This window comes from Streptomyces sp. NPDC047042 (genome assembly GCF_040644035.1).
Lineage (GTDB): Bacteria > Actinomycetota > Actinomycetes > Streptomycetales > Streptomycetaceae > Streptomyces.
In genome coordinates, this window is record NZ_JBEYVP010000005.1 from 206,608 (window position 1) to 230,716 (window position 24,109).

General features: G+C 71.5%; 22 protein-coding genes. 8 read left to right on the forward strand and 14 right to left on the reverse strand.

All coding sequences use genetic code 11. The features are described from left to right. Positions 1–74: 74 nt before the first annotated feature. Complete coding sequence (locus tag ABZ855_RS07305) at positions 75–2,129, reverse strand: phosphocholine-specific phospholipase C (protein ID WP_360802337.1); 2,055 nt, start codon at positions 2,127–2,129, stop codon at positions 75–77. A 303-nt stretch (positions 2,130–2,432) separates the two neighbouring features. On the opposite strand from ABZ855_RS07305, the gene modA reads away from it, so the two are divergent. From modA to ABZ855_RS07325, 4 genes are all read left to right on the forward strand, one after another. After that, entirely contained in the window at positions 2,433–3,251 is an 819-nt protein-coding gene (gene modA / locus ABZ855_RS07310; protein ID WP_360802340.1) for a molybdate ABC transporter substrate-binding protein, read from the forward strand. After that, the gene (modB, locus tag ABZ855_RS07315) at positions 3,248–4,168 is read left to right on the forward strand and encodes a molybdate ABC transporter permease subunit (RefSeq protein WP_360802343.1); all 921 of its coding nucleotides are present in this window, start codon (positions 3,248–3,250) and stop codon (positions 4,166–4,168) included. The genes modA and modB overlap by 4 nt, the downstream gene beginning before the upstream one ends. Positions 4,169–4,173: 5 nt before the next feature. After that, entirely contained in the window at positions 4,174–5,262 is a 1,089-nt protein-coding gene (locus ABZ855_RS07320; RefSeq protein ID WP_360802637.1) for an ABC transporter ATP-binding protein, read from the forward strand. Between the two features lie 91 nt (positions 5,263–5,353). Next, on the forward strand, positions 5,354–5,773 hold the full coding sequence (locus ABZ855_RS07325; RefSeq protein WP_360802346.1) for a TOBE domain-containing protein: 420 nt from the start codon (positions 5,354–5,356) through the stop codon (positions 5,771–5,773). A gap of 316 nt (positions 5,774–6,089) precedes the next feature. Here ABZ855_RS07325 and ABZ855_RS07330 read toward each other — a convergent pair whose 3' ends face one another. Continuing rightward, on the reverse strand, positions 6,090–7,226 hold the full coding sequence (locus tag ABZ855_RS07330) for a C40 family peptidase (protein WP_360802349.1): 1,137 nt from the start codon (positions 7,224–7,226) through the stop codon (positions 6,090–6,092). Between the two features lie 364 nt (positions 7,227–7,590). Between ABZ855_RS07330 and ABZ855_RS07335 the strand changes: the two genes are divergently transcribed. Further along, positions 7,591–8,481: a hypothetical protein gene (locus ABZ855_RS07335; RefSeq protein WP_360802351.1), complete on the forward strand. Its 891-nt coding sequence runs from the start codon at positions 7,591–7,593 to the stop codon at positions 8,479–8,481. An 82-nt stretch (positions 8,482–8,563) separates the two neighbouring features. Beyond that, positions 8,564–9,022 carry a hypothetical protein gene (locus ABZ855_RS07340; protein ID WP_360802354.1) on the forward strand — a complete coding sequence of 153 codons (459 nt, stop codon included), beginning with the start codon at positions 8,564–8,566 and terminating at the stop codon, positions 9,020–9,022. A 55-nt stretch (positions 9,023–9,077) separates the two neighbouring features. Here the strand turns inward: ABZ855_RS07340 and ABZ855_RS07345 are convergent, their stop codons facing one another. Beyond that, complete coding sequence (locus ABZ855_RS07345) at positions 9,078–9,689, reverse strand: TetR/AcrR family transcriptional regulator (RefSeq protein ID WP_360802357.1); 612 nt, start codon at positions 9,687–9,689, stop codon at positions 9,078–9,080. 161 nt (positions 9,690–9,850) lie between these two features. On the opposite strand from ABZ855_RS07345, the gene ABZ855_RS07350 reads away from it, so the two are divergent. Then, the gene (locus ABZ855_RS07350) at positions 9,851–11,506 is read left to right on the forward strand and encodes an amidohydrolase (protein ID WP_360802360.1); all 1,656 of its coding nucleotides are present in this window, start codon (positions 9,851–9,853) and stop codon (positions 11,504–11,506) included. Between the two features lie 82 nt (positions 11,507–11,588). After that, positions 11,589–13,076, forward strand: a complete 1,488-nt coding sequence (locus ABZ855_RS07355; protein WP_360802363.1) for an APC family permease — start codon at positions 11,589–11,591, stop codon at positions 13,074–13,076. 82 nt (positions 13,077–13,158) lie between these two features. On the opposite strand, the gene ABZ855_RS07360 is transcribed toward ABZ855_RS07355, so the two are convergent. The 11 genes from ABZ855_RS07360 to ABZ855_RS07410 all read right to left on the reverse strand — a co-directional run bounded on the left by ABZ855_RS07360 (position 13,159) and on the right by ABZ855_RS07410 (position 24,108). After that, positions 13,159–14,787: a bifunctional 3-(3-hydroxy-phenyl)propionate/3-hydroxycinnamic acid hydroxylase gene (locus ABZ855_RS07360; protein ID WP_360802366.1), complete on the reverse strand. Its 1,629-nt coding sequence runs from the start codon at positions 14,785–14,787 to the stop codon at positions 13,159–13,161. Then, entirely contained in the window at positions 14,784–15,974 is a 1,191-nt protein-coding gene (locus tag ABZ855_RS07365; RefSeq protein WP_360802369.1) for an acyl-CoA dehydrogenase family protein, read from the reverse strand. Before ABZ855_RS07365 ends, ABZ855_RS07360 begins: the two co-directional genes overlap by 4 nt. A gap of 91 nt (positions 15,975–16,065) precedes the next feature. After that, a complete protein-coding gene (locus ABZ855_RS07370; protein WP_360802372.1) occupies positions 16,066–17,184 on the reverse strand; it encodes an alcohol dehydrogenase catalytic domain-containing protein in 1,119 nt (372 codons plus the stop codon). 82 nt (positions 17,185–17,266) lie between these two features. Further along, positions 17,267–18,718 carry an AMP-binding protein gene (locus tag ABZ855_RS07375; RefSeq protein ID WP_360802375.1) on the reverse strand — a complete coding sequence of 484 codons (1,452 nt, stop codon included), beginning with the start codon at positions 18,716–18,718 and terminating at the stop codon, positions 17,267–17,269. Then, positions 18,715–19,968, reverse strand: coding sequence for an FAD-dependent oxidoreductase (locus ABZ855_RS07380; protein WP_360802378.1), 1,254 nt, complete (start codon positions 19,966–19,968; stop codon positions 18,715–18,717). Before ABZ855_RS07380 ends, ABZ855_RS07375 begins: the two co-directional genes overlap by 4 nt. Next, on the reverse strand, positions 19,965–20,288 hold the full coding sequence (locus tag ABZ855_RS07385) for a 2Fe-2S iron-sulfur cluster-binding protein (protein WP_360802381.1): 324 nt from the start codon (positions 20,286–20,288) through the stop codon (positions 19,965–19,967). Before ABZ855_RS07385 ends, ABZ855_RS07380 begins: the two co-directional genes overlap by 4 nt. 23 nt (positions 20,289–20,311) lie before the next feature. Continuing rightward, on the reverse strand, positions 20,312–21,511 hold the full coding sequence (locus ABZ855_RS07390; RefSeq protein ID WP_360802384.1) for a cytochrome P450: 1,200 nt from the start codon (positions 21,509–21,511) through the stop codon (positions 20,312–20,314). Further along, positions 21,508–22,038 carry a cupin domain-containing protein gene (locus tag ABZ855_RS07395; RefSeq protein WP_360802387.1) on the reverse strand — a complete coding sequence of 177 codons (531 nt, stop codon included), beginning with the start codon at positions 22,036–22,038 and terminating at the stop codon, positions 21,508–21,510. The genes ABZ855_RS07390 and ABZ855_RS07395 overlap by 4 nt, the downstream gene beginning before the upstream one ends. An 80-nt stretch (positions 22,039–22,118) precedes the next feature. Continuing rightward, a complete protein-coding gene (locus ABZ855_RS07400) occupies positions 22,119–22,661 on the reverse strand; it encodes a MarR family transcriptional regulator (RefSeq protein ID WP_360802390.1) in 543 nt (180 codons plus the stop codon). Positions 22,662–22,681: 20 nt separating this feature from the next. Beyond that, positions 22,682–23,530, reverse strand: coding sequence for a fumarylacetoacetate hydrolase family protein (locus ABZ855_RS07405; RefSeq protein ID WP_360802393.1), 849 nt, complete (start codon positions 23,528–23,530; stop codon positions 22,682–22,684). Beyond that, entirely contained in the window at positions 23,527–24,108 is a 582-nt protein-coding gene (locus tag ABZ855_RS07410) for a carboxymuconolactone decarboxylase family protein (protein WP_360802396.1), read from the reverse strand. Before ABZ855_RS07410 ends, ABZ855_RS07405 begins: the two co-directional genes overlap by 4 nt. Position 24,109: the final 1 nt, after the last annotated feature.

Consider the following 24,109-nt stretch of genomic DNA (forward strand, 5'->3'; position numbering starts at 1 on the left):
CGTGGCATGGCTGCGTGACAACCATGTCCCGGTCAAGGCGCCCCGGCTCCCACCCGCTCCCCCGATACGGACTCTCAGCAGGTCACGATCGCCGGATCGCTCACACCCGCCCGGCCGTTCTCCACGTGCCCGGCGAACCGGCGCAGGAAGGACGCGTCCGACACCGAGGTGACGGTCAGGTCGTACCACCGCTTGCTCGCCCCCAGGTCCACCCGGTGCCGCACGGTCGCGCCGGCCCGCACCGAGATCGTCCGCGCGTGTCCCCCGTACCCGCTGCTCAGCTTCAACTCCACTGTCCTGGAGCCCTTGTTGGTGAGGGTCAGCTCGAGGTCGTCGCCGGTGTGGCGGGCGGTCACCTCGGGTCCGGCGGGGCCCTTGCCGCGCCCCTTGAAGACGCGCAGGAAGCCGTTCGGGCCGTGCACCGTCAGGTCGTAGGCGTCCTTCGAGTACGCCGAGTTCCAGGTGTCGGAGACGGTCTTGCCGGCTTCGGTGGTGTACGCCCACGGGCCGTCGGTGCGGTTGCCGGAGGTGACCAGGAACGCGGCGCCGGCGTGGGCGCCGGAGGCGAAGGAGAGCGTGAACTTCCCGGCCGCGAGGTCGGCCGAACCGTCCACGTGGGGCGCGTACTTGAGCGGGCGGGCCGGACGCAGGCCGCGCTCCTGCCGGGGCAGGACCGGGTGGGCCGGCGGGACCGGGACGTAGTCGGGGTGGCGGCCCTTGTCCGGAGGCAGGTAGCCGTCGGTGTCGGGGAGGGCGACCGGCCTGGTGTCCTTGTGGGAGAAGTCGAAGGCGGCCGTCAGATCGCCGCAGACCGCGCGCCGCCAGGGCGAGATGTTGGGCTCGTGCACGCCGAACCGGCTCTCCATGAACCGGATGATCGACGTGTGGTCGAGGGTCTCCGAGCAGACGAACCCGCCCTTGCTCCAGGGCGAGACGACCAGCATCGGCACCCGCTGCCCGAGTCCGTAGGTACCGGCCGCGTGACTGCTGTCGCCCTTGAAGAGATCGGGGCCGACGTCGACCGTCGACTTGCCCTGCGCGGCCGACTGCGGCGGGAACGGCGGCACGAGGTGGTCGAAGAACCCGTCGTTCTCGTCATACGTGATGAACAGGGCCGTCTTCGCCCACACCTCGGGGTCGGAGGTGAGCGCGTCCAGGACCTGGGAGATGTACCAGGCGCCGTAGTTCGCGGGCCAGTTGGGGTGCTCGGTGAAGGCCTCGGGGGCGACGATCCAGGAGACCTGCGGCAGCCTGCCCCCTGCCACGTCCGCCTTGAGCTGGTCGAAGAAGCCCTCGCCCTTGCGGGCGTCGGTGCCGGTGCGGGCCTTGTCGTAGAGGGGGTCGCCGGGCTTCGCGTCGCGGTACTGGTTGAAGTAGAGGAGCGAGTTGTCGCCGTAGTTGCCCCGGTAGGCGTCCTCGATCCAGCCCCAGGAGCCGGCCGCGTCGAGCCCGTCGCCGACGTCCTGGTAGATCTTCCAGGACACGCCCGCCTTCTCGAGGCGCTCCGGGTACGTCGTCCAGCCGTACCCCTCCTCGTCGTTGCCGAGGACGGGGCCGCCGCCCTTGCCGTCGTTGCCCGTGTAGCCCGTCCACATGTAGTAGCGGTTCGGGTCGGTGGAGCCGATGAACGAGCAGTGGTACGCGTCGCAGATGGTGAAGGAGTCGGCCAGCGCGTAGTGGAACGGGATGTCCTGGCGGTTCAGATAGGCCATCGTCGTCGACGACTTGGCCTGGATCCACTTGTCGTACTTGCCGTTGTTGAAGGCGACGTGCCCGTCGCTCCAGCCGTGCGGGAGGTCCTGGATGAAGGCCAGTCCCAGGTCGTCGGCGTCCGGCCGGAAGGGCAGTACGTCCTTGGTGCCGTCCGACTGGTGCCACACCGACTTGCCGTTCACCTGGCTGACCGGATGCGGGTCCCCGAAGCCCCGGACACCGCGCAGTGAACCGAAGTAGTGGTCGAAGGACCGGTTCTCCTGCATCAGGACGACGATGTGCTCGACATCCTCGATCGTCCCGGTGCGGTGGTGCGCGGGGAGGGCGGCGGCGCGCTCGATGCTGCTGGAGAGAGCGGTGAACGCCGTGGTCGCGCCCGCGAGTTGGAGGAAGCGGCGCCGATTGACTTCGGACATGACGGGGTGACCTCTCGTCCTGGGGGATACGCGCGGTTGGAGTGTCGCAAGGGCACCAAACGACAGGGAAGTGCCTGATGACGCTGGTGTGAAAGTCGGGAGTACGCAAGGTGTGTTGAACAGAACTTGAACCGACGGGACGAGGAGGAGAGCAACGGGTGACCTCCGCCATACCGACCGCACATGCCAGGTGATTTGGAAATCTTCCTGGATCATGCGATGCCACCGAATTCCTGCACCTCGCATTTGCGGCAGTAGTATCGGCGTGTGCCTGCCGTGAGAAGCCGAGGGAGTAGCCCCGTGATGACCCGTTCCGCTCGCCGGACCCGCCGGACCCTGCAGGTGGCCGGCGTGAGCGTCGCCACGCTGCTGGCGGTGAGCGCCTGCGCCTCCTCCGACGACTCGTCGGCGAAGCCGGACTCCTCGGGGTCCGCCGCGCCGAAGCTGTCCGGCACGGTGACCGTGTTCGCCGCCGCGTCCCTCAAGGAGAGCTTCACGACGTTGGGCAGGACGTTCGAGAAGAAGTACCCCGGTACGAAGGTCACCTTCAGCTTCGGCGGCAGCGACTCCCTCGCCGCGAGCATCACCGGCGGCGCCCCGGCCGATGTGTTCGCCTCCGCCAGCCCCAAGACGATGAAGATCGTCACCGACGCGAAGGACGCCGCCGGGACCCCGGTCACCTTCGTCCGCAACCAGCTGGAGATCGCCACCCTGCCGGGCAACCCCGACAAGATCGCCTCTCTCAAGGACCTCACCAGGTCCGGCCTGAAGGTCGTCCTCTGCGACAAGGAGGTGCCGTGCGGTGCCGCCGCGCAGAAGGCCCTCGACGCGAGCGGCCTGAAGCTCACGCCCGTGTCGTACGAGCAGGACGTCAAGAGCGCCCTGACCAAGGTCGAGCTGAAGGAGGCCGACGCCTCCGTCGTCTACCGGACCGATGTCAACGCGGCAGGTGACAAAGTGGAGGGTGTGGAGTTCCCCGAGTCGGCCCAGGCCATCAACGACTATCCGATCGTCCTGCTCAAGGACGCGCCGCACGCGGACACCGCGAAGGCGTTCATCGAGCTGGTCCGGTCCGCCGCGGGCCGGCAGGTTCTGACCGGGGCGGGATTCCTCGAGCCGTGACCGAACCCGACGACGCCCGCGCCGCGGCCGACACCCTGACCGATGGCGGACCGCGGCGCGGGCGTGTCCGAGGCGGGTCCCGGGACCGGGGCCCGGGCAAGGGCCGGGAGCCGGGCAAGGGCCGGGCCCGGGGCCGTCGGTCGGCCGTGCCGGTTCCGCTCCTTGTTCCCGCGCTCGTGGGTCTGGCGTTCCTTCTCCTGCCGCTGATCGCGTTGCTGGTACGGACGCCCTGGAGCACTCTGCCCGATCAGCTGACCAGCCCCGAGGTGTGGCAGGCCCTGCGGCTGTCCCTGTTCTGCGCCACCGCCGCGACGGCGGTGAGTGTGGTGCTGGGCGTCCCGCTCGCCTGGCTGCTGGCCCGCGCCGAGTTCCGCGGCCGCGGTCTCGTACGGGCGCTGGTGACGCTGCCGCTGGTGCTGCCGCCGGTCGTCGGGGGTGTGGCGCTGCTGCTCGCCCTCGGGCGCAACGGGGTCGTCGGGCAGTGGCTGGACTCGTGGTTCGGGATCACGCTGCCGTTCACCACGGCCGGCGTGGTGGTCGCGGAGGCGTTCGTCGCGATGCCGTTCCTGGTCATCAGCGTCGAGGGCACACTCCGCGCCGCCGACCCGCGCTACGAGGAGGCCGCCACGACGCTGGGCGCCTCCCGCTTCACCGCGTTCCGCCGGGTCACCCTGCCGCTCATCGCCCCCGGGGTCGCGGCCGGCGCGGTCCTGGCCTGGGCCCGGGCGCTGGGCGAGTTCGGGGCGACGATCACCTTCGCGGGCAACTTTCCGGGCCGTACGCAGACGATGCCCCTGGCGGTGTATCTGGCCCTGCAGAGCGACCCGGCCGCCGCCATCGCCCTGAGCCTGGTCCTGCTCGCCGTCTCGATCGCGGTCCTGGCCGGGCTGCGCGACCGTTGGATGACCCCGTCATGACCTCCATGGACGATACGAAGTCCCGCCTCGCCCCCGGTTCGGACAGCGCGTCCGACGGGGGGCTCGACGCCCGGGTCGTCGTCGACCGGGGCTCCTTCCGGCTCGACGTCCGGCTGACGGCGGCGCCCGGCGATGTCGTGGCGCTGCTAGGGCCCAACGGCGCCGGCAAGACCACCGCGTTGCGCGCCCTGGCGGGGCTCACCCCGCTCGACGACGGCCATCTGCGACTGGACGGGGTGGAGTTGGAGCGTACGCCGCCCGAGTCCCGCCCGGTCGGTGTCGTCTTCCAGGACTACCTGCTCTTTCCCCATCTCACCGCCCTGGACAACGTCGCCTTCGGTCCGCGCTGCCGGGGGGCGAGCAAGGCGGAGGCCCGGGCGACGGCCGCCGAGTGGCTGGAGCGGATGGGGCTCGCCGACCAGGCCGGCGCCAAACCGCGCAGGCTCTCCGGCGGCCAGGCCCAGCGCGTCGCGCTCGCCCGCGCCCTGGCGACCCGGCCCCGGCTGCTGCTCCTCGACGAACCGCTGGCCGCGCTGGACGCCCGTACCCGCCTCGAAGTCCGCGCCCAACTCCGGCGCCACCTGGCCGACTTCGAGGCCGTGGCCGTCCTGGTCACGCACGACCCGCTGGACGCGATGGTGCTCGCGGACCGGCTGGTGGTCGTCGAACACGGCCGGGTCGTGCAGGAGGGGCCGCCGCAGGACATCGCGCGCCGGCCGCGCACCGACTACATCGCCCAACTGGTCGGCGTCAACCTCTACCCGGGCCGGGCCCAGGGCCACACCGTCACGCTGGACACCGGGCCGGCGATCACCACCACCGAGGATCTCACCGGCCCGGTCTTCGTCGCCTTCCCGCCCGGCGCCGTGACCCTGCACCGCCACCGGCCCACCGGCTCCAGCGCCCGTAACCTGTGGCGCTGCGAGGTGGCCGGACTGGAGACCCACGGTGACCAGATCCGTGCGAACCTCACCGGCGAACTCCCCCTCGCCGCCGACCTCACCACCATCGCCGCGGCCGAACTCGATCTGCATCCGGGTGCCGAGGTCTGGGCGACCGTCAAGGCGACACAGACCCACGCGTACCCGGCCTGACCGGGACCCGGCCCCCGGCCCGGTTAGCGTGAGCCCCACGCAGAGCAAAAGCGCACATTCCGCACCTTCTTCCCTGTGAGGCGTACCCGCCATGAGTCTGAGCATCCGCAACCAGATCCCCGGCACCGTCATCGCCGTCACCACCGGAGAGGTCATGGCCACCGTCAAGGTCCGCCTCGACGGTGGCCAGGAGATCACCGCCGCGATCACCCGGGACTCCGTCAGGGATCTCGGCCTGACCGCGGGCACCGCCGTGCGCGCCCTGGTCAAGTCGACGGAGGTCTCCCTCGCCACGGCCGTCGTCGAGGGCGTCTCCATCCGCAACCAGCTCCCCGGTACGGTCGCCGACCTCACCACCGGCGTCGCCATGGCGTCCGTCAAGGTCACCGTCGCGGGCGGTTCACTCACGGCCGCAATCACCACGGACGCCGTGAACGACCTGGGCCTGGCGGCCGGTTCACCGGTCGTCGCCCTGATCAAGTCGACCGAGATCTCCCTCGCGACGGGGTGAGCGTCGCGTGCCGCCGAGGATGAAGTGGTCGCTCGGCGGCCGCGGCCCGCGACCCCAGGAGGTTTCCAGCGCAGGCCGCGCACCGCTGGCGCTGCCGCAGGCAGGCTGTGGTGCTCGTCGTGCCGGGACGCGGCAAGACGGGGGTCCGGTCATCGGTCGCCCCGCGACCAGTCGGCCGGGCGGGTCCAGCACGGCTCACGTCGCCACCGCCACCACCGTCGGCTCGGTGGCCCCGGGCGGTCGCGTTCTCACCCACCTTCGCCCGAGGCCGCCGGAGGCCGGCCCCTCCGGCGGCCCGCGACGGCATGCCCCGGTGTCAGCAGGTCGGTACGCCCGGCAGCCAGGCCGCTCCCTTGATGTAGATGTTCGTCATCCAGGAGCCGTTCGTCAGCTTGGACCAGGCGTCGTTGGTGTAGCCGTCGGCCGTCACTTCCTGGGCGTGCGCCTGGCAGACCACGTTGACCGTGGTGGGCTGCGCGAAGTAGTCGACCACACCGGCGTTGACGTTCGGCTCGCTGTGCGTACGGACCCCGGTGCCCCAGGTCTGGAACGGCTTGCTGCCGTTCGCCGGCGGCGGGGTGCTGCTGCCGCCGCAGTCCGGAATGCCGGGCAGCGACGCCGGGCCCTTGATGTAGATGTTCGTCAGCCAGGAACCGTCGGCCAGTTTGGACCAGATGTCGTTGGTGTAGCCCTCGGCGGTGACGCTCTCGGCGTGCTGCTGGCACTGGACGGACACCTGGGTCGGTCCGGCGAAGGTGTCCACCACCGCACCGCGCACGCTCGGGGTGCGGTGGGTCCGTACTCCCGTGCCCCAGGTCTCGAAGGTCGTGCCGCCGTTCGCGGGCGGCGGGGTGGGGGTGCCCGACCCGTTGATCCGGATCGCGCCCGCGTAGTCGCCGCCGGTGCGCACGGGCGCGACCCGGATGTGGGTGCCCGACTCGAACGCCTCGACCAGCTGCCCGCCGCCCAGGTAGATGGCGACGTGATGGATGTGTCCCCTGCCCCAGAACATGAGGTCCCCCGGCAGCAGTGGGGCGCTGCCCTGCGCGGCGGAGAAGCGGGCCGAGGCCTGTGAGCTGTGGAACTGGTCGTCGGCCGTGCCGTTGAGCAGGTCCTTGCCGGTGGCCTGCGCGTACGCGTAGCGCACCAGGCCTGAGCAGTCGAAGCCCTTGCGCTCGCCGTCGTGGAGGCTGTCGGGGTCCGAGCCGTCGTAGAAGCCGTAACTGGCGCCCGGCGTGGCTCCGTGCCCGCCGCCCCAGCTGTACCAGACGCCGATCTGCGAACAGGCGGCGTTCACGGCGGCCTGCGCGGTGGCGGAGGCACCCTGAGCGAGGACACCACAGGTGGCGGCCGGCGCCGCGTGGGCCGGAGCGGAGAGGAACGCGGACAGGGCGAGGACCGAGGCCCCCAAGAACGCGGCGCTGGTCCGGCGGCGCGTGCTGCTGATCTTCAAGGAACTCTTCCTTCTCATGGGTGACGTCACCGGACGGACCGGAGACAGCGGTGATGGACATCCGTGCCGCTTCCCCACCCCCGTGGGGGGAGCGGCACGGGCCTGAGGCGGGAATCCAGCGCCCGAGAGCGTGCTGGTCTCGGTCACACGCAGAGCGTCGCGGACCCCTCTGCAAATGCGCTGCAAATCGCCTGCATGAAGCTCATCAGGCTCATCAGACTCTGCAGACGGCTCTCACGGCGTCGTCGTATGACCGCCGGGGGCAGCGAAAGATTCTTCGGTCAGAGGGCATACGGACGCGCTCCACGACGCGTCAACGGCTCGAAAGCAACACGTTCGTTCGAGAGAGCCCCGGGAGGCACCGATGCACCGCTGGACCTTGGCCCTGCTGACCGCGGGCCTGCTGGCCACGACGGCGACCGGCTGTGCGGGCGACACCGCGTCGGCCCCCGCTGCCGCCGACGCCGGCCCGCGCAGGGTCGAGGGCACGCCGCGCGAGACGCTCCAGCTCGCCGAACAGCTCCTCATCAAGGAGTGCATGGAGAAGCAGGGCCACAAGTACTGGGTCGAGCCGCCCGATCCCGAGAACCTCTCGACCCGGTTCCCCTACGTCGTCGACGACTTGGCATGGGCGAAGGCCCACGGCTACGGCACCGACCTTCGGCTCGCCGACGACGCCAGGGCCCGGAGCAACCCCAACCAGCGGTACTTCCGTTCCAAGCCGGCGAAGACCAGGGCCGTCCTGGTGGCCGCCATCAACGGGGCGCGGCCGGAAGGGCTTTCGGTCCGGCTGCCCAACGGCATGGAGATCACCCACAGCGACCAGGGCTGCCAGTCCACCGCCCAACGGCAGTTGTACTCCGACCTCCAGGCCTGGTTCCGGGCCACCCGGGTCGCCGACAGCCTGGCCGACACGCGCATCGGTCTGGTGATGAACGACAAGCGCTACAAGGCGGCCGCCGAACCGTGGGCGCGCTGCATGCGCGGTCAGGGGTACACCTACACCGTCCCCGGGCAGACCCGTGCCGCCGCCACCCAGCCGTCAACTCCCTGGCCGCGCGCCAAGGAGGTCCGGCTCGCCTCGGCGGAGGCGCGCTGCGCCCTCTCCAGCGGCCTGTCGTCCGTGGCGAAGGCCCTGGACACCGAGTACCGCGACGAGTTGCGGCGCCGCCACCCCAGGGAGTCGGCCGATCTCGCGCGCCTCAAGCGCGAGGCGCTGCCCCGGGCCCGCGCGATCGTCGCACGCGGCGACTGAAGCGCGGTCCGCTCCCCCACAGACCCCCACGGCCCCGAGCCGTGGTCGCACCATCCCGCTCACAACGAAAACGAGGATTGCCATGTCCATCAAGCGTCTCGTCACCCTCGCGGCCTCGGCCGCCGCCGTCGTCACCCTTTTCTCCCCGCTCTCCGGCGCCAACGCGCTGGACGCCGGATCCCAGGGGACGCGGTCCGCCCAACTCGTCTCCGCGGACGGGTTCCTCCACGTCTTCACCCAGCCGAACGGCGGCGGCCGGGAGTGCAAGTGGGAGGGCAACTCCGACAACTGGGGCCTCTGCCGCAACCTGACCTCCGACATCTGGAACAACGGCTACGAGGGCGGCAACGACGCGGTCGACCTCTACACCGCTCCGGGCGGCGGTGGCGCGCACGCGTGCATCTCCCAGGGCGACCGCTGGAGGGACACCACCACCAACCGCTACCACTTCACCTACGGCGAGGGCCTGGAGGGATTCGGGGCGAGCGTCAACAACAACATCTCCTCGCACCGCTGGGTCAACTACTGCAGCCAGCACTGAGATCCGACGAGCACGCCTCGGTCCGCCCACCCCCCCGGGCGCACCGAGGCGCTCGTCATTGACGGAGCAGGTCGCGGAACCCGGTGAGCAGGGCGCGCAGCCCGAGGTCGAAGGCCAGGGTGGCGCGGCTGCGGTCGGTGGGGGTCGCGTCGAGTACGGCGCCGAGGTGCGGAGTCGTGTCGCGGGCGACGTCGGAGACCATCACGGGCGGCGCCACCAGGTCGAGGGCGGAGCCGAGAACGAAGCTCTCCAGCGCGGTGATCAGCGGCATGACCTCGTGCGTGGCGAAACCCGCGCCCAGGAGCAGCTCGGCGACCTTCTCGTACATCGCGTGCATGAACGGCTCGGCCAGCGGAGCGGTGGCGAGCAGGGGTACCGCCCCGGGGTGGGCGGCGAAGGCGGCGAGATAGGAGCGGGCCCAGCCCTCCAGGGCCTTCTCCCAGGGCTGTGACCAGTCCTGGTCGTCCCCGGTCGTCAGGGCGAGTTCCTCGCGCATCAGCGAGATGATCTCGTCGCGGCCGGCGACGTGGTGGTAGAGCGCGGACGGGGCGACACCCAGGGCTTTGGCCAGGGCCGGGATGGAGAGGGCGCCCTTCTCGTCGGCCAGGCGCAGTGCGGCGGCACCGATGCGCCGGCGGTCCAGCAGGGGTGTGCGCGGCCGTCCCACGGTGGCTCCTCGGAGAAATTGTCTTCGCTTGCCGTAACCCAGACGTTACCGAATGGCATTCAGTAAAACTCTTCCCAGTCGCCCGGACGGCGCCTACATTACCGGAAACCGAACACCTTTCAGTTAGGTGGTCGGCCGAAGGAAAGGCACCGCCACACGCCATGCACGCCGACATCGTCTTCACCGGAGGGACCGTCCGGACCGGGGCCTTCGACGACCCCGTCCACGACGCCCTCGCCGTCACCGGCGGCCGGATCACCGCGCTCGGCGCACAAGCGATGGCCGCCCGGGGACCGCGTACCACCGTCGTCGACCTGGCCGGCGGGGCCCTGTTGCCGGCGTTCGGCGACGGACATGTGCACCCCGTGATGGGCGGACTGGGTCTGGCCGGGGTGCCGGTCCGGGACCGTGGAAGCGTCGAGGAGATCGTCGACGTCGTACGGGGCTGGGCCGCCGGACACCCGGAGACGGAGTGGATCACCGGTGACGGCTTCGACCCGTGGCTCGCCCCCGACGGCCGGTTCGACGCCCGGTGGCTGGACGCGGCCGTACCCGACCGTCCCGTTGTCCTGCGCACCATGGACCACCACACCGCCTGGGTGAACAGCGAGGCCCTGCGCCGGGCCGGTTACACCGCCGACACCCCGGACCCGGCGGGCGGGGAGATCCTGCGCCGGGAAGGATCCACCGAGCCGCTGGGCACCCTGCGCGAGTTCGGCGCCCTCGGCCCGGTGCTCGACCTCGTTCCCACGGCGTCCCACGAGGCACAGGTGGCGGCGCTGCGCGAAGCCGCAGCCCGGTTCGCCGCGGCCGGCGTGACCTGGGTCCAGGATGCCTGGGTCGAACCGCACCACGCCGACGTCTGGGTCACCGCGGCGACCACCGGGCCGGGGCTTCCCCTCCGCGCCGATCTCGCCTTCGTCCTGCAACCCGACGGCTGGCGCGAGCGCGTCCTGCGGTTCGCGGCGGACCGGGAGAAGGTGGAGAGCTCCGCTCCCGGGCTGCTGACCGCGCGGAGCGTGAAGTTCTTCGCCGACGGTGTCATCGAGGCCGGCACCGCCGCCCTCCTCGAGCCCTACACCGACTGCCCCCACTCGCACGGCATCGCCAACTGGGCGCCCCAGGAACTCGCCGAGGCCGTCACCGCCGTCGACGCGCTCGGCTTCCGCGCGCACCTCCACGCCATCGGCGACGGCGGTGTCCGGGCCGCCCTGGACGCGATCGAGGCCGCCACCCGCGCCAACGGCGCCCGCGACCGCCGTCCGGTCATCGCGCACGCCCAGCTGATCGACCCCGCCGACCTGGCCCGGTTCGCCGCCCTCGGCGTGATCGCCAACCTCCAGCCGCTGTGGGCCCAGCCGGACCCCCTGATGACCGAGCTGACGCTCCCGAGGATCGGCCCGGAACGAGGCGGGCGGCAGTACCAGATCGCCGCCCTGCTCGGCTCCGGCGCCCGGCTCTCGTTCGGCAGCGACTGGCCGGTCACCGCCCATGAACCACTGCGGGGCATCGCCACCGCGGTCACCCGCCAGACACCCGAGGGGATTCCCGAGGGCGGCTGGCTCCCCAAGGAGCGGATAGACATCGACACCGCTCTCGCCGCCTACTCCGCGGGATGCGCCCACCAGGCGTTCGAGGAGCAGGAATGGGGCGCGTTGCGTCCCGGAATGCGCGCCGACCTGGTGCATCTCGCCGCCGATCCGGCCGGGACCGCCCCCGGGGACCTCGCGCACCTCCCTGTCCTGGGCACCTGGCTCGCCGGCCGGCGTACCCACGACGCCCCCACTCCCCACGGCACGCGGGCCGGGAGACGATAGACCCACGTCGTCGTCACGACCGGTCCACGTCTCCCTGCCGTACCGCTCGCTCCACGCTCACCCACACCACGCGGAGACCTCCATGACCGAGCCCCTCGTTCCCACCGCTCCCCACCAGCCACCACCGGCCGGGGGGACGGACCAGAGCCCTCACCTCCAGCGCGGCAGCCTCGGCGTCGCCGACATCGTCTTCTTCGTCGTCGCCGCGGCCGCCCCGCTCACGGTGATGGCCGGCGTGGCTCCCCTCGCCATCCTCTTCGGCGGCATCGGCGCCCCGGTCGCCTATCTCGCCGTCGGCGTGGTGCTGGTCCTCTTCGCGGTCGGGTTCACGGCGATGACGCCGTACATCCGCAACGCCGGTGCCTTCTACTCGTACATCGCGCGAGGGCTCGGCCGTCCGGCGGGGCTGGGAGCGGCGTTCCTCGCGGTGTTCTCGTACAACTCGCTCCAGATCGGCATGTTCGGCGCCTTCGGCTTCTTCGCCTCCACCACGGCGAACGACCTTCTCGGCGTCGACCTGCCCTGGCCGGTGTACGCGTTCGCCGGGATCGCCGTCGTCTGGTTCCTGGGCTTCAGGTCCATCAACCTCGGTGCCAAGGTCCTGGCCGCCCTGCTGATCGCGGAGACCGCGATCCTGGTGCTGCTCGCCGGCGCGGTCCTGGTCAAGGGCGGCGCGAGCGGGCTGACCTTCGACTCCTTCGCCCCCTCGAACGTCTTCGTCTCCGGGATGAGCGGACCGCTCGGTCTGGCCGTCGCCGCGTTCATCGGCTTCGAGGCCACCGCCATCTACCGCGAGGAGGCCCGTCACCCCGACCGCACCGTGCCCCGCGCCACCTACCTCGCGATCGGCTTCCTCGGCCTCTTCTACGCCTTCATCAGCTGGATCATCGTGCAGGCGTTCGGCAGTGACCAGGCCGTCGGCGTCGCCGCGAAGAACCCGGCGGAGATGTTCTTCACCGCCATGACCCAGTACGTGGGCGGCTGGGCGACCGACGTCCAGCGCGTCCTGATCGTCACCAGCGTGCTCGCCGCCCTGCTCGCCTTCCACAACGCCATCACCCGGTACGTCTACGCCCTGTCCGTCGAGAAGGTCGCCCCCTCGGCGCTGGGCCGCGTGCACCCCAGGCACGGCTCGCCGTGGGTGGCCGGCATCGCCCAGAGCGTCCTGGCGGTCGTGGTCGTCGCCGTCTTCGCCGTGATCGGCGTCGACCCCTACACCAAGTTCTTCCTGTGGGTGAACACTCCCGGGGTGGTCGGCATCCTCGTCCTGCAGGCACTGGCGGCCTTCGCAGTGGTCGCCTTCTTCCGCCGCAACTCCGCCGAGCACGGCGAGGGACCTCTGCGTACCCTCCTCGCGCCCGCCGCGGCCGGTGTCCTCCTCACCGCGGTCACCGTGCTGGTCTGCAAGCGCCTCGACCTGTTCACCGGCGCAGGCCCGGCCGTCAACTGGTCGCTGGTCGCGCTCACCCCGGCGGTGTTCCTGGCCGGCGTCGCCCTCGCCGCCCACATCCGCCGCACCCGGCCGGACGTCTACGCCAAGCTGGCCACCACCGACGTCGACGCCGCCTGACACGCGCGCGGCGGTCCCCCGGGTGCTGGTCCGAGGACGGCACCCGGGGGACCGCCCCGTACGAGCGGTCACCGGACGTCCGTCACGCCACACCTCGTTGCCGCGCGGGAGGCTCGGCCAGGTGGTGGGCCCAGGGACGCAACTGCCGGTCCGCGCTGTCCAGCAGGCTCGCGATGTCCTCCGCGCTCCGGGCGCCGCCGAAGACGTAGTGGTCCGGGCGGGCGAGGACGGCCGCGCACGACCGCTGTCGCATCCAGTCGTCGAGGAGCGGCCCTGTCTCCAGGTACTCGTCCGGCCGCGTCGGCGTGCCGCCCGTGGTCATACGGACCAGCCGCAGCGGAAATCCACCGGCCGCCCGATGGACGGACAGCGCCCGCTCGGCCGCCGAGGCGTCCACGTCGTGCCGGACCACCAGCCGGAAGGTGCTGCCGGTGAACGTGTCGAGCAGACCCTCCTGTCCTCGGACGTCCGTGACCCTGGGCTGCGGCAGCAGGTCGCCCCTCGCCGGGGAGCCCACGGGAGCGAGGAATCCCGCCGTCAGGCCCGGGATGAGGGACTGCCGGACGATTCCCTCGGGCCGTGCCGCCAGTTCGCCGAGCAGTTCGGCGTCGCGTGCCGCGGCGACGGCCTCGTCCCGTTCGCAGATGATCCGGCCCAGCTCCTTGGCGGCCAGCGTCACCTGCCGCACATGCGGCTCCCGTTCCCGCTGGTAGGTGTCCAGCAGCGGCTCCTCGGCGACGCCCCGCAGCTGGAGCGCCAGCTTCCACACCAGGTTGGAGGCGTCGCGGATCCCCTGGCACATACCCTGCGCGAGAAACGGCGGGGTCATATGGGCGGCGTCGCCCAGGAAGAACACCCGCCCGGCGCGCCACTGGCGAAGGACCAGCGCGTGGAACCGGTAACTGGACGCCCGCCACAGGTCGTACTCCCCCGCGTCGAGCCAGCGGGAGAGCAGCCCCCGGACGAACTCCTCCCGGGACACCTCCTCCGGGTCCTCGCCCGGGTTGATCATGAACTCCCAGCGGCGCAGGTTGCCGGGGCCCACGACGAACGTGCTCGGGCGTGCCGTCTCGCAGTACTGGATGTTGGTCCGGGGAAGGTCCTGGCCGGCGCCGGAGCGCAGCAGGACGTCCACCACCAGCCAGGGTTCGTCGAATTCCAGGTCGCGCATGCCCAGGCCCAGCGCGGCTCGCAGGGGACTGGCGCCGCCGTCGCAGGCCAGGACGTACCGGGCCCGCAGGGTCCGGTGTCTCCCCGAGAGATCGGTCGTCGCGACGCTGACGCCGCCGTCGTCGGGCCGTATGTCCGTCGCCTCCGTGCCGAGGAGGATCTCGACTCCCGCGCACTGCTCCAGGCGTTGTCGCAGCGCGCCTTCCAGCCGCGGCTGGAGGAAGACGTAGTTGGGCGCCCAGCCGAGCGGATGGGGCGGTGGCGCGGTGCCGATGCGTCGGATGACCCGCCCCTCGGCGTTGTGGTATTCGGAGGGCCGGTAGGGCATCACATGCGGCGCGATGGTGTCGGCCAGACCGAGCCCGGCGAAGACCCGCATGGCCTCCTGGTCGAAGCCGATGGCACGCGGCCGGGGCTCGATCTCTGTCGCCCGGTCGACGGCGACGACGCGTAGCCCCAGGTCATGGGCGAGGTTGGCGGCGGTGGCGCCCACCGGTCCGAGGCCCACGACCACCACATCGGCGTCGAACGCGTCGGTCACCGGAAGGCCGCCTGTCCGGTCAGCGCCTGGCCGATCATGAGGGTGTGCATCTCGACGGTGCCCTCGTAGGTGAGGATCGACTCCAGGTTGTTGGCGTGCCTCATCACCGGGTACTCCAGCGAGATGCCGTTGGCGCCCAGTACGGTCCGCGCGGTGCGGCAGATCTCCAGCGCGGCACGGGTGTTGTTGAGCTTGCCGTAGCTGACCTGCTCGGGGCGCAGACCCCGGTCGTCCTTGGCGCGGCCCAGGTGGAGGGCGAGCAGGGTGCCCTTCGCCAACTCCAGGGACATGTCGGTGAGTTTGGCCTGCGTCAGCTGGAAGGAGCTGATCGGGCGGCCGAACTGGACGCGGTCACCGGCGTAGGCCAGCGCGGCCCGGAAAGCCGACCGGGCGGCGCCCATCGCGCCCCACGCGATGCCGTAACGGGCCTCGTTGAGGCAGGACAGAGGACCGCGCAGGCCCCGTACCTCCGGCAGGACGGCCGTCGACGGCAACCGTACGGAGTCCAGCACGAGTTCACTCGTCACCGAGGCCCGCAGCGACATCTTGTGCTTGATGGCGGGGGCCGAGAAGCCGGGGGTGTCGGTGGGGACGACGAAGCCGCGTACGCCGTCGTCGGTGCGGGCCCAGACGACCGCGACGTCCGCGACCGAGCCGTTGGTGATCCACATCTTGCGCCCGTCGAGGACCCAGTCGTCGCCCTCACGGCGGGCGGCGGTACGCATGCTGCCCGGGTCGGAGCCGGAGTCCGGCTCGGTGAGGCCGAAGCAGCCGATGGCGGTGCCGGCGGCCAGCTTCGGCAGCCACTCGTCCTTCTGGTCCTCCGAGCCGAAGGCATGGATCGCGAACATGACCAGCGAGCCCTGCACGGAGACCAGGGAGCGCAGCCCGGAGTCGGTGGCCTCCAGTTCCAGACAGGCCAGGCCGTAGTCGACCGCGCTCATCCCGGCGCAGCCGTAGCCGTCCAAGTGCATGCCCAGCAGGCCGAGTTCGCCGAGTTCCTTCGTCAGGCCGCGGATGTCGTCGATGGCACCCTGCTCGAACCACTCGGCGATGTGCGGCTCCAGACGCCGGTCGCAGAAGGTGCGGACCGTGTCGCGGACGGCGCGCTCGTCGTGGGTGAGCAGGGTGTCGAGTTCCAGGAGGTCGAGGGGGTCGGCCTGGCGGGGCGCGTGCTGAGCGTGCATCGGGTGTCTCCAGAAGCAGGCAGGAAGGAGGGTGGGGAGGAAGAGGAGGCCGCCGGTCAGGGGAGGAACCGGCGGCCTCCGGCTCGGCCGGTCAGGCGGAGAGCGTCGGGCTGATGACGAAGTTGCTGAAGCCGCCGTTGCGTCGCGCTATGCCGCCGATGGCCTCGTTGACCCGTTCCAGCGGGAAGACCTGGTGCTCCAGCGGGCCGAGGTCGAGCAGACCCGCCCCGGCCATGTCGGCCATCACCTGGCCCTCGCCCGAGGTGAACCAGGCCGAGCCGACCAGCCGCAACTGCTGGTCCATCATCCGGTGGACGTCGACGGGCAGATCCCCGGCGACCGCGCCGATGTTCACCGCGATGCCGCCGCGTGCCAGCGCCCGCATGCCGGCCAGGAACGTCTCGTGCGGTGCGCCGGGGCCGAGCGCGTCGATGTAGATGTCGGCGCCGTGGCCGTCGGTCTCGGCACGGATCCAGTCGTCCAGCGGGCCGTCCTCCAGCGAGTGCAGGCGCAGGCGTCCGTCGGCGAGCTTGCCGACCTGGTCGAGCAGGCCCTTGTCGCGGCCGGTGCCGTAGACGTGGGTGAGGCCCAGGGCGGGCGCGAGGAGGGCCGCGCCGATGCCGAGGGTGCCGCTGATGCCGTTGACCAGGACGGTTCTGCCCGGTCCGGCCCCGGCTTTGCGGAGCGCGGAGTACATGGTGCCGAGGTAGCCGAAGCGGGCGGCCGCCTCGAAGGACAGTGTGTCCGGCAGCTTCACCAGGGAGTACGCCGGAGCCACCATGTACTCGGCCAGGCCACCCTGGTAGCGGTCCAGCAGGTCGATCGCCGTCGGCGAGAAGCCGAAGTATCCGGCGAACGCGTAACTGGCGCAGTTGATCGAGTCGTTGTCGCGGCACGACCGGCACGAGCCGCAGGAGCGGCCCGGGTTGACGTACACCCGGTCGCCCGGCTTGAACGCCTGGACGCCCGCGCCGACGGACTCCACCACTCCCGCCGGGTCGAGACCGAAGATCGCCGGCAGGGTCGGCAGGGGGCTGTCCGGGAACCAGGTGGTCCACATGTTCAGGATGTTGGCGAGGTTCGGAACGATGTTGACGGCGTGCACGGCCACGCGGACATCGCCGGGGCCGGGTTCGGGAACGGGCAGTTCCTCGATCCTCATCGGCTCGCCGACCTTGTGCATCCGCGCGGCTCGCATGGTCGCACTCATGGCGTCTCCTCGGGTACGGGAGGGAGAGACGGCGCCGACGGCACGGTCTCGGGGATTTTTCTCGGGGGTTGTGAAGGGTGGGTCAGTCGTCCAGCAGCGTCGTCAGTCGCGCGCGCTGCAGCTTTCCGGTGGCACCGCGCGGCAGGGCCGGTACGACGCACAGTCGCCGGGGCCACTTGTGCCTGGCGAGCCGGCCGTCGAGGTGGGCGCGCAGGTCGTCCAGGGTGGGTGTGCCCGAGTCGGTGACCAGGAAGGCGGTCACCAGTTCGCCCCAGACCGGGTCGGGCGCCCCGGAGACGGCGACCTCGACGACGCCGGGGATGTCGGCGAGCGCGTTCTCCACCTCGGCGGGGTCGACGTTCTCGCCGCCGGTGATGATGGTGTCCTTGAGCCGGCCGACGACCTCCAGCCGACCGGCCGTGTCGAACCGTCCCCGGTCCCCGGTGCGGAACCAGCCCTCGTCGTCGGTCACGGGCACCGGCCCGGCGGCGGTCCGGTACTCGGCGGCCACGGACGGGCCCCGCACCCAGATCTCGCCAGGTACGCCCACCGGGGCGGGCGTTCCGGCCGCGTCCACGACCGTCACCTCCGCCTCGGGGACGGGCGATCCGGTGGAACCGGCCGGGTCGTCCGGCGCGGAGTAGGTCACCCCGGCCGCGGTCTCCGTGAGGCCGTAGGAGTCGACCACACCGATCCCGCGGGCCCGGAACTGCTCGCGGGTGGCGGTCTGCGCCGGTGAGCCTCCGGACAGGATCCAGCGCAGGGTGTCCAGGTCGCCGCCGCGGAAACGGGGATGGCGGGCGAGCAGCGCGGACATGGCCGGTACGGCGAACGCGCACGTGACGCGGTGGTCGCGGACCAGGTCGATGAACAGACCGGGTTCGAAGCGGGGGGCCAGGATCACCGTGCCGCGCCGTGCCCAGACGCACTGCGGAAGTCCGCCCAGTACGGCGACATGGGCCAGCGGGGTGGAGATCAGCGCGGTGTCGTTGTCCCCGAAGGGCATCCGGGCCAGACCGCCGGCCATGCTCCAGCGCAGGTTGTCGTGGGTCAGTGCGACGCCCTTGGGGCGGCCCGAGGTGCCGGAGGTGAACGCGATGACGGCGATGTCGGACCCGGACGGGAGATCCTGGGGGACGGCCTCGGGTCCGGCGTCCTCGGGGTGCAGCTCCTGCCAGGTCAGTCGCAGTCCCGGGCCCGCGGGGAACCCCTCGTCGGCGACCACCGCCGCCGGTGCGGTCTCCTCGCACACCACCCCGAGTTCACCGCCGGTCACCTGCGGGTGCAGCGGCACGAGCACCGCGCCCATCCGCGTCACCGCGAACAGCGTGATCAGCGCCTCGGGCCGCGCGGCCCCCTGCATCACCACCCGGTCGCCCCTGCGCACCCCGGACTTGTCGAGCCGGGCGATCACGCGCCGTACGGCGAGGTCGAGTTCGGCGTAGGTCCAGGTCCGGTCCTCGAAGACCAGTGCGGTGCGGGAACCGGCGTCGGCGGCGCCGGTGACGAGGTGGTCGCCGAATGTGCCGGTCATCTGCGCACCTCCGCGGTTCGTCCGGCGCGGGCGAGGGCGCCGAGGGTGGTCTCCGCGAGGTCGGCGGCCGAGACCGGCGTCCCCCGCTCCAGCATCCGGCGGGCGGCCAGATGCTCGGCGGGCCAGTTCAGCGTCTCCACGGCCACCAGCAGGCCGTCGCGGAAGGCGTACGCGGCCAGCCGCTCGGCCGTGTCGCGGGGCACCACCCGCACCTCGTCACCGTTCGAACGCAGCCCGGCGATCTGCAGCTTGACGTCCCCCTGGTCGCTCCAGAACCACGGCAGGCTCCGGTACGGGCCGGCGGTATCGGCGGACCCCGCGATGCGGCGCGCGACCAGCGCGCCCTGGTCGACGGCGTTCTGCACCGACTCGAGCCGCACCGGGCCGTCCGCCTGTGGATGCGGACACCGGGCGCAGTCGCCGACGGCGGAGACACGGGGGTCTGTCACCGAGCGCAGTTGCCCGTCGACCAGCACCCCGTCACGCACGGCCAGTCCGGCCCGCCCGGCGAGTTCGTCGCGGGGTACCGCGCCGATGCCGTACACGACGAGGTCGGCGGGCAGGACCTCGTGGTCGGTGACGACCTGCTCGACCCGTCCCGCGCCCTCCAGGGCCCGGACGGCCGTGCCGGTGAGGATCCGGAGGCCGGCGCGTTCGTGCCGTTGCCGCAGCCACGGTTCGAGTTCCGCCGACACGGCTCGGCCGAGCAGCCGTTGGGCCAGTTCCACCACGGTCACGCGGGCACCGCGGGACAGGGCGACCCGGGCCAGTTCGAGACCGATGAAACCGCCGCCGACGACCACGACGTCACGGGCCGTCGTCAGCGCCCGGCCGATCTCCAGCGCCTCGTCGAGGGAGCGCAGCGCGTGCACGCCGGGCAGATCGGCGCCGGGGACGGGCAGCGGGCGGTTGCGTGCGCCCGTCGCCAGCACCAGCTGGTCGTAGGGGACGGCCGTGCCGGTCCTGGTGAGGGCGGTGCGGGCGGCGAGGTCGAGGGCGACCGCCTCGTCCCCGAGCCGCAGGTCGATGTCACGGTCCCGGTAGAAGGACTCGGGTACCAGCTCGACCCGGAGGTCCTGGGGTTCGGTGTGGGCCTTCTTCGACAACGGCGGCCGCTGGTACGGCGGATGGGGCTCGGCGGCGAGAACGGTGACCGGGGCGTCGTAACCGGAGGCGCGCAGTGTCGAGGCGACGCTGAAACCGGCCTGGCCGCCGCCGACGATCACCACACCCGCCGCTGCGCTCGTCATACCTGCTCCTCCGGCACGACGACGACCAGTCCGTCGAGCGTGTCGGTGAGCTGGATCTGGCAGCTGAGCCGGCTGGTGGGCCGGCGTTCGGCGGCGGTGAAGTCCAGCATCTCGTCCTCGACCTCGTTCGGCGGTCCGACGAGTTCGGACTGGGCGGTGGCGACGTAGACGTGACAGGTGGCGCAGGAGGCGTTGCCGCCGCATTCGGCGACGATGCCCTGAACGCCGTTCGCGACCGCCGCCTGCATGAGCACGGTCCCGGACTCCGCGGTGACCTTGTGTTCGGTCCTGTCGGGCAACTGGAAGATGACGGTGGGCATGAGGTCCTCCCGATGGGGACGGCTCAGGGGGTTTGCCAGGTGACGTTCAGCGAGGTGAGCCCGCGGAACACCCAGCCGTCCAGACGGTCCGGGGTGTTCTCGGCGAGGCGGAGTCCTTTGAGGCGGCTGAAGACGAGGGGCCAGGCGATGGCGCTGACCTCGTGGCGCGCGACCCACGCGCCCATGCAGAAGTGCGGTCCGCCGCCGAAGGCGAGGTGCGGGCGGTGCGGACGGTCCGGGTCGAACTCGTCGGCCCGCTCGAAGACCGACTCGTCCCGGTTGCCGGAGGCGATGACGAGGGCCACGCGGCTGCCGGCCGGCAGGTTCACACCGGCGATCTCATAATCCTGGGCGAGCTGACGCGGATACATGCCGATCGGTGAGATCCACCGCGCCGTCTCCTCGAAGACCCGCTTCCAGACCGCCGGGTCCTTGAGCACCCGCTCCAGCACCTCGGGTCGTCGCAGCAGCGCCCAGGCCCCGACGCCGAAGACGTCCCGCGGCTCGTTGACGCCTCCGCCGATGACGACCTTGACGTTGTTCTGGATCTCGGCCCGCGACACCGGGTCGGCGGCGTGGACCATGGAGGAGATCACCGAGCCGTCTGGAGTGTCCCTGACGGCGTCGACCGCCTCGGCCACCGCGTCCTCGATGGCCCGGGTCGCCCGCTCGGCGCGCAGCCAGATGCCGGGCTCGTCGGCGTAGTTGCCGTTGGCGGCCATCATCGCCCGTGACCAGTCGGCGATGTCATGGGCGCTCGCGGTGCGCAGGCCCAGGACCAGGGCCAGGTTGGCGGCGGCGAGCGGTTCGGCGAAGTCGGCGATCAGATCGGCCTCGCCGCGGCCCTCGAGCCGGTCGAGCAGTTCGTGCGCGGTGCGCTCGAAGGAGGCCGCCCACAGGTCGCGGACCTGGCGGGGGCGGGTGGGCGGCTCGGCGGCGGCCCGCAGCCGCCGGTGGACGGGGTCGTCCTCACGGAGCAGGTTGGGCCCGACGGTGCGCAGCAGCAGCGAGCCCTCCTCGCGGGAGCTGAAGACCTCGGGCAGTTTCTCGGCGCGGACGATGTCCTCGTAGCGGGTCAGCAGATGGCGGCCGACCGAGGGAACCCAGGCCAGCGGCGCGGTGCGGCGCAGTTCGGCGTAGGCCGGGTAGGGGTCGCGGCGCAGCTCGGCGAGGTCGAGTTCGACGACGGGTGCGCCGGGCGCCGGCGTCGCCGGGGCGCTCATGGCCTCCCGCCCGCGCCGATCAGGACGAAGAAGAGCGTGGCGGGCTCGGTGCCGAGGTTGCGCCAGGCGTGCCGGGTGCCGTTCTGCACGACCAGGTCGCCGGGCTTCAGCACCGCGGTCTCACCGCCGTCGAGGTCGAGGACGATCTCGCCGCTGAGGACGACGCCGTAATCGACGGTGGGCGTGGTGTGCATGCCCGGGTTGTCGATCTCGAACAGCTCGGCCAGGCCCGGCGTCCCCTCCAGCTGTTCGGCGCCGGCCGCCGCGGGGTCCCAGCCGGGGTCGGCGTAGACACTGGCGGGAGGGAAGGTGACGGTCAGGGCGATGGTCTCGCCGGGTGCCGGTATGTAGGACTTCAGGGACTCCGTCGGGTCGGCCGACGGGGTGGCGGGAGCCGTCGTGTTCCACACCAGGGAACGGGCGAAGCCGGGGGTGTGGACGTACTGGCGGGTGACGGGCGGCTCTCCGTCGCTCGCGATCACGGGCTTGCCACTGGGATCGACACCGGTGACGACACGACGGACCATGATTCTCTCCCTTGAGAAACCAAGCAATTGTTAGATGCTTGACGGTAAAAGGCCTGACGGTTTTCGGCGCCGCGGCCCTGTCACTCCGCGGTCGGAGTCTCCTGGTTGACCAGCGTGCGCAGCAGGTGGACCAGTTCACTGAGCTGGTCGTCGCGCAGTACGGAGGTCCACGCCCGCTCCCGCTTCGTCTGGGTCTCGATCGCCTTGCGCAGCGTCTCGCGGCCCTCTTCGGTGAGCTCCACGAACAGCTGGCGCCGGTCGGACTCGACGCGCTCCCGGCTGACCAGGCCCCGGCTCTCCAGCGTCGCCAGGGCGCTGGAGATGCTGGCCCTGCTGGACCCGGAGAACCGGCCGATGTCCTGCTGGCCGAGCGGGCCGTAGACCCACAGGGCGTTGAGGATCCGGAAGCCCGCCCAGGTCAGGCCGAGCGGCCGGTGGACGTGCTTCTCGAAGTCCTTGGTGAGCCGGGCCTCGAGGCGGGTGAGATCGGTGACCATCTCGATCGCGTCGAGGTCCCGGGGATCGGTCGTGCCCAGCTCACGATGGTGGTGGCGCAGCAGCTCCGAGAACTCCCGGGTCCGGCTCGCGCCGGCGGCCCCCGTCTCACCCACGGTGTCGGTCACGATCTCCGCCCTCCCTCTGACTAGCCCGCCACGACCGGATTGACCATAGTGCCCACGCCCGTGACCTCGGTCCGCACCACCTTGCCCTCGGTCAGGTACAGCCGAGGAGTGCGGCGCACGCCGCAGCCGGCCGGGGTCCCGGTGAAGATCAGGTCGCCGGGCTCGAACGTCACCCGCTTCGACAGCCAGGCGATCAGCGCGGGCACCGGGAAGATCAGGTCCGAGGTGCGGCCCCGCTGCACCTCCAGGTCGTCGACCCAGCCGGCCACCTCGATGTCGTCCGGGTCCTCGAACTCGTCGACGGTCACCAGGAAGGGGCCGATCGGGCTGAAGGTGTCGTACGACTTGGGCAGCGTGAACTGGTTGATCGGCTTGCGCCACTGCTCCTTGCGGTCGCTGATGTCCTGGCCCGCGGTGACACCGGCCACGTACGACCAGGCCTCGGCCTCCGGGATGTTCTTGCCGGTGCGGCCCATCACGACGACCAGTTCGGCCTCGAAGTCGACCTTGTCGTACTGCGGCTCCACCACGATCGCGTCGTACGGGCCGACCACCGACGAGGCGAACTTGGCGAACACCGACGGCTCGTCCGGGACCGGGAGGCCCGACTCCTCGGCGTGCGCGCGGTAGTTGAGGGCCACCCCGATCGCCTTGTACGGCTTGGCGACCCGGCCGAGGTCACGCGGGTCGAACTCCTTCCAGTCCGTCTCCGCGGCGCGCTCGGCGAGGGTGCGCAGCTCGTCGTGGAGGGAGAGGTCGCCGAGCACCTCCAGTCGCGCCTCGATCGCACCCTTGCTCGCGGTGGCGATGTCGAGGGCACGGTCCCCGCGTACGACGACGGGACGGCCGGCGAGGTTGGCGAGCTTCATACGGGCACTTCCTTCAGGTCGGCGGGTCCGGGCAGGGGCAGGGCGGGCTCGCCCTCCACCCGTACGCCGAGGGTGTTGATGACGGTGGCGACGGTCAGGTACTGGCCGACGGTGTAGAGGACGTCGATGACCTGTTCGGTGCTCAGGTGGGCGATCAGCCGGTCCCACAGCCCGTCGTCGACACCCTGGCGGTCGACGAGCGAGTCGGTGGCGTCCAGCAGGACCCGGTCCAGCTCGTCGAGGCCGTCCCGGGCGCCGGTGGCGGCGGCGAGGATCGTCTCGTCGGCGAGACCCGCACGGCGGGCGATCCTTACGTGCTGGTCCCACTCGTAGGCCGCCTGGGCCCGGGCGGCGATCCGCAGGATCATCAGCTCCCGCGACCTCAGCGGCAGGGTGTTCTTGCCCAGCACGTGGTTGCCGAAGACGAGGAAGCGGCGCAGCGCGTCCTCGTGGTGGGCCAGGGTCGCCCAGATCGTGTAGATCCGGCCGTCCTGGTCGCGGTAGGGCGCCAGCGACGCCAGTGTCTTCTCCTGCAGATCCGCCTCGTCGACGGGGAGCAGGCGGGGCTTCTCCGACATC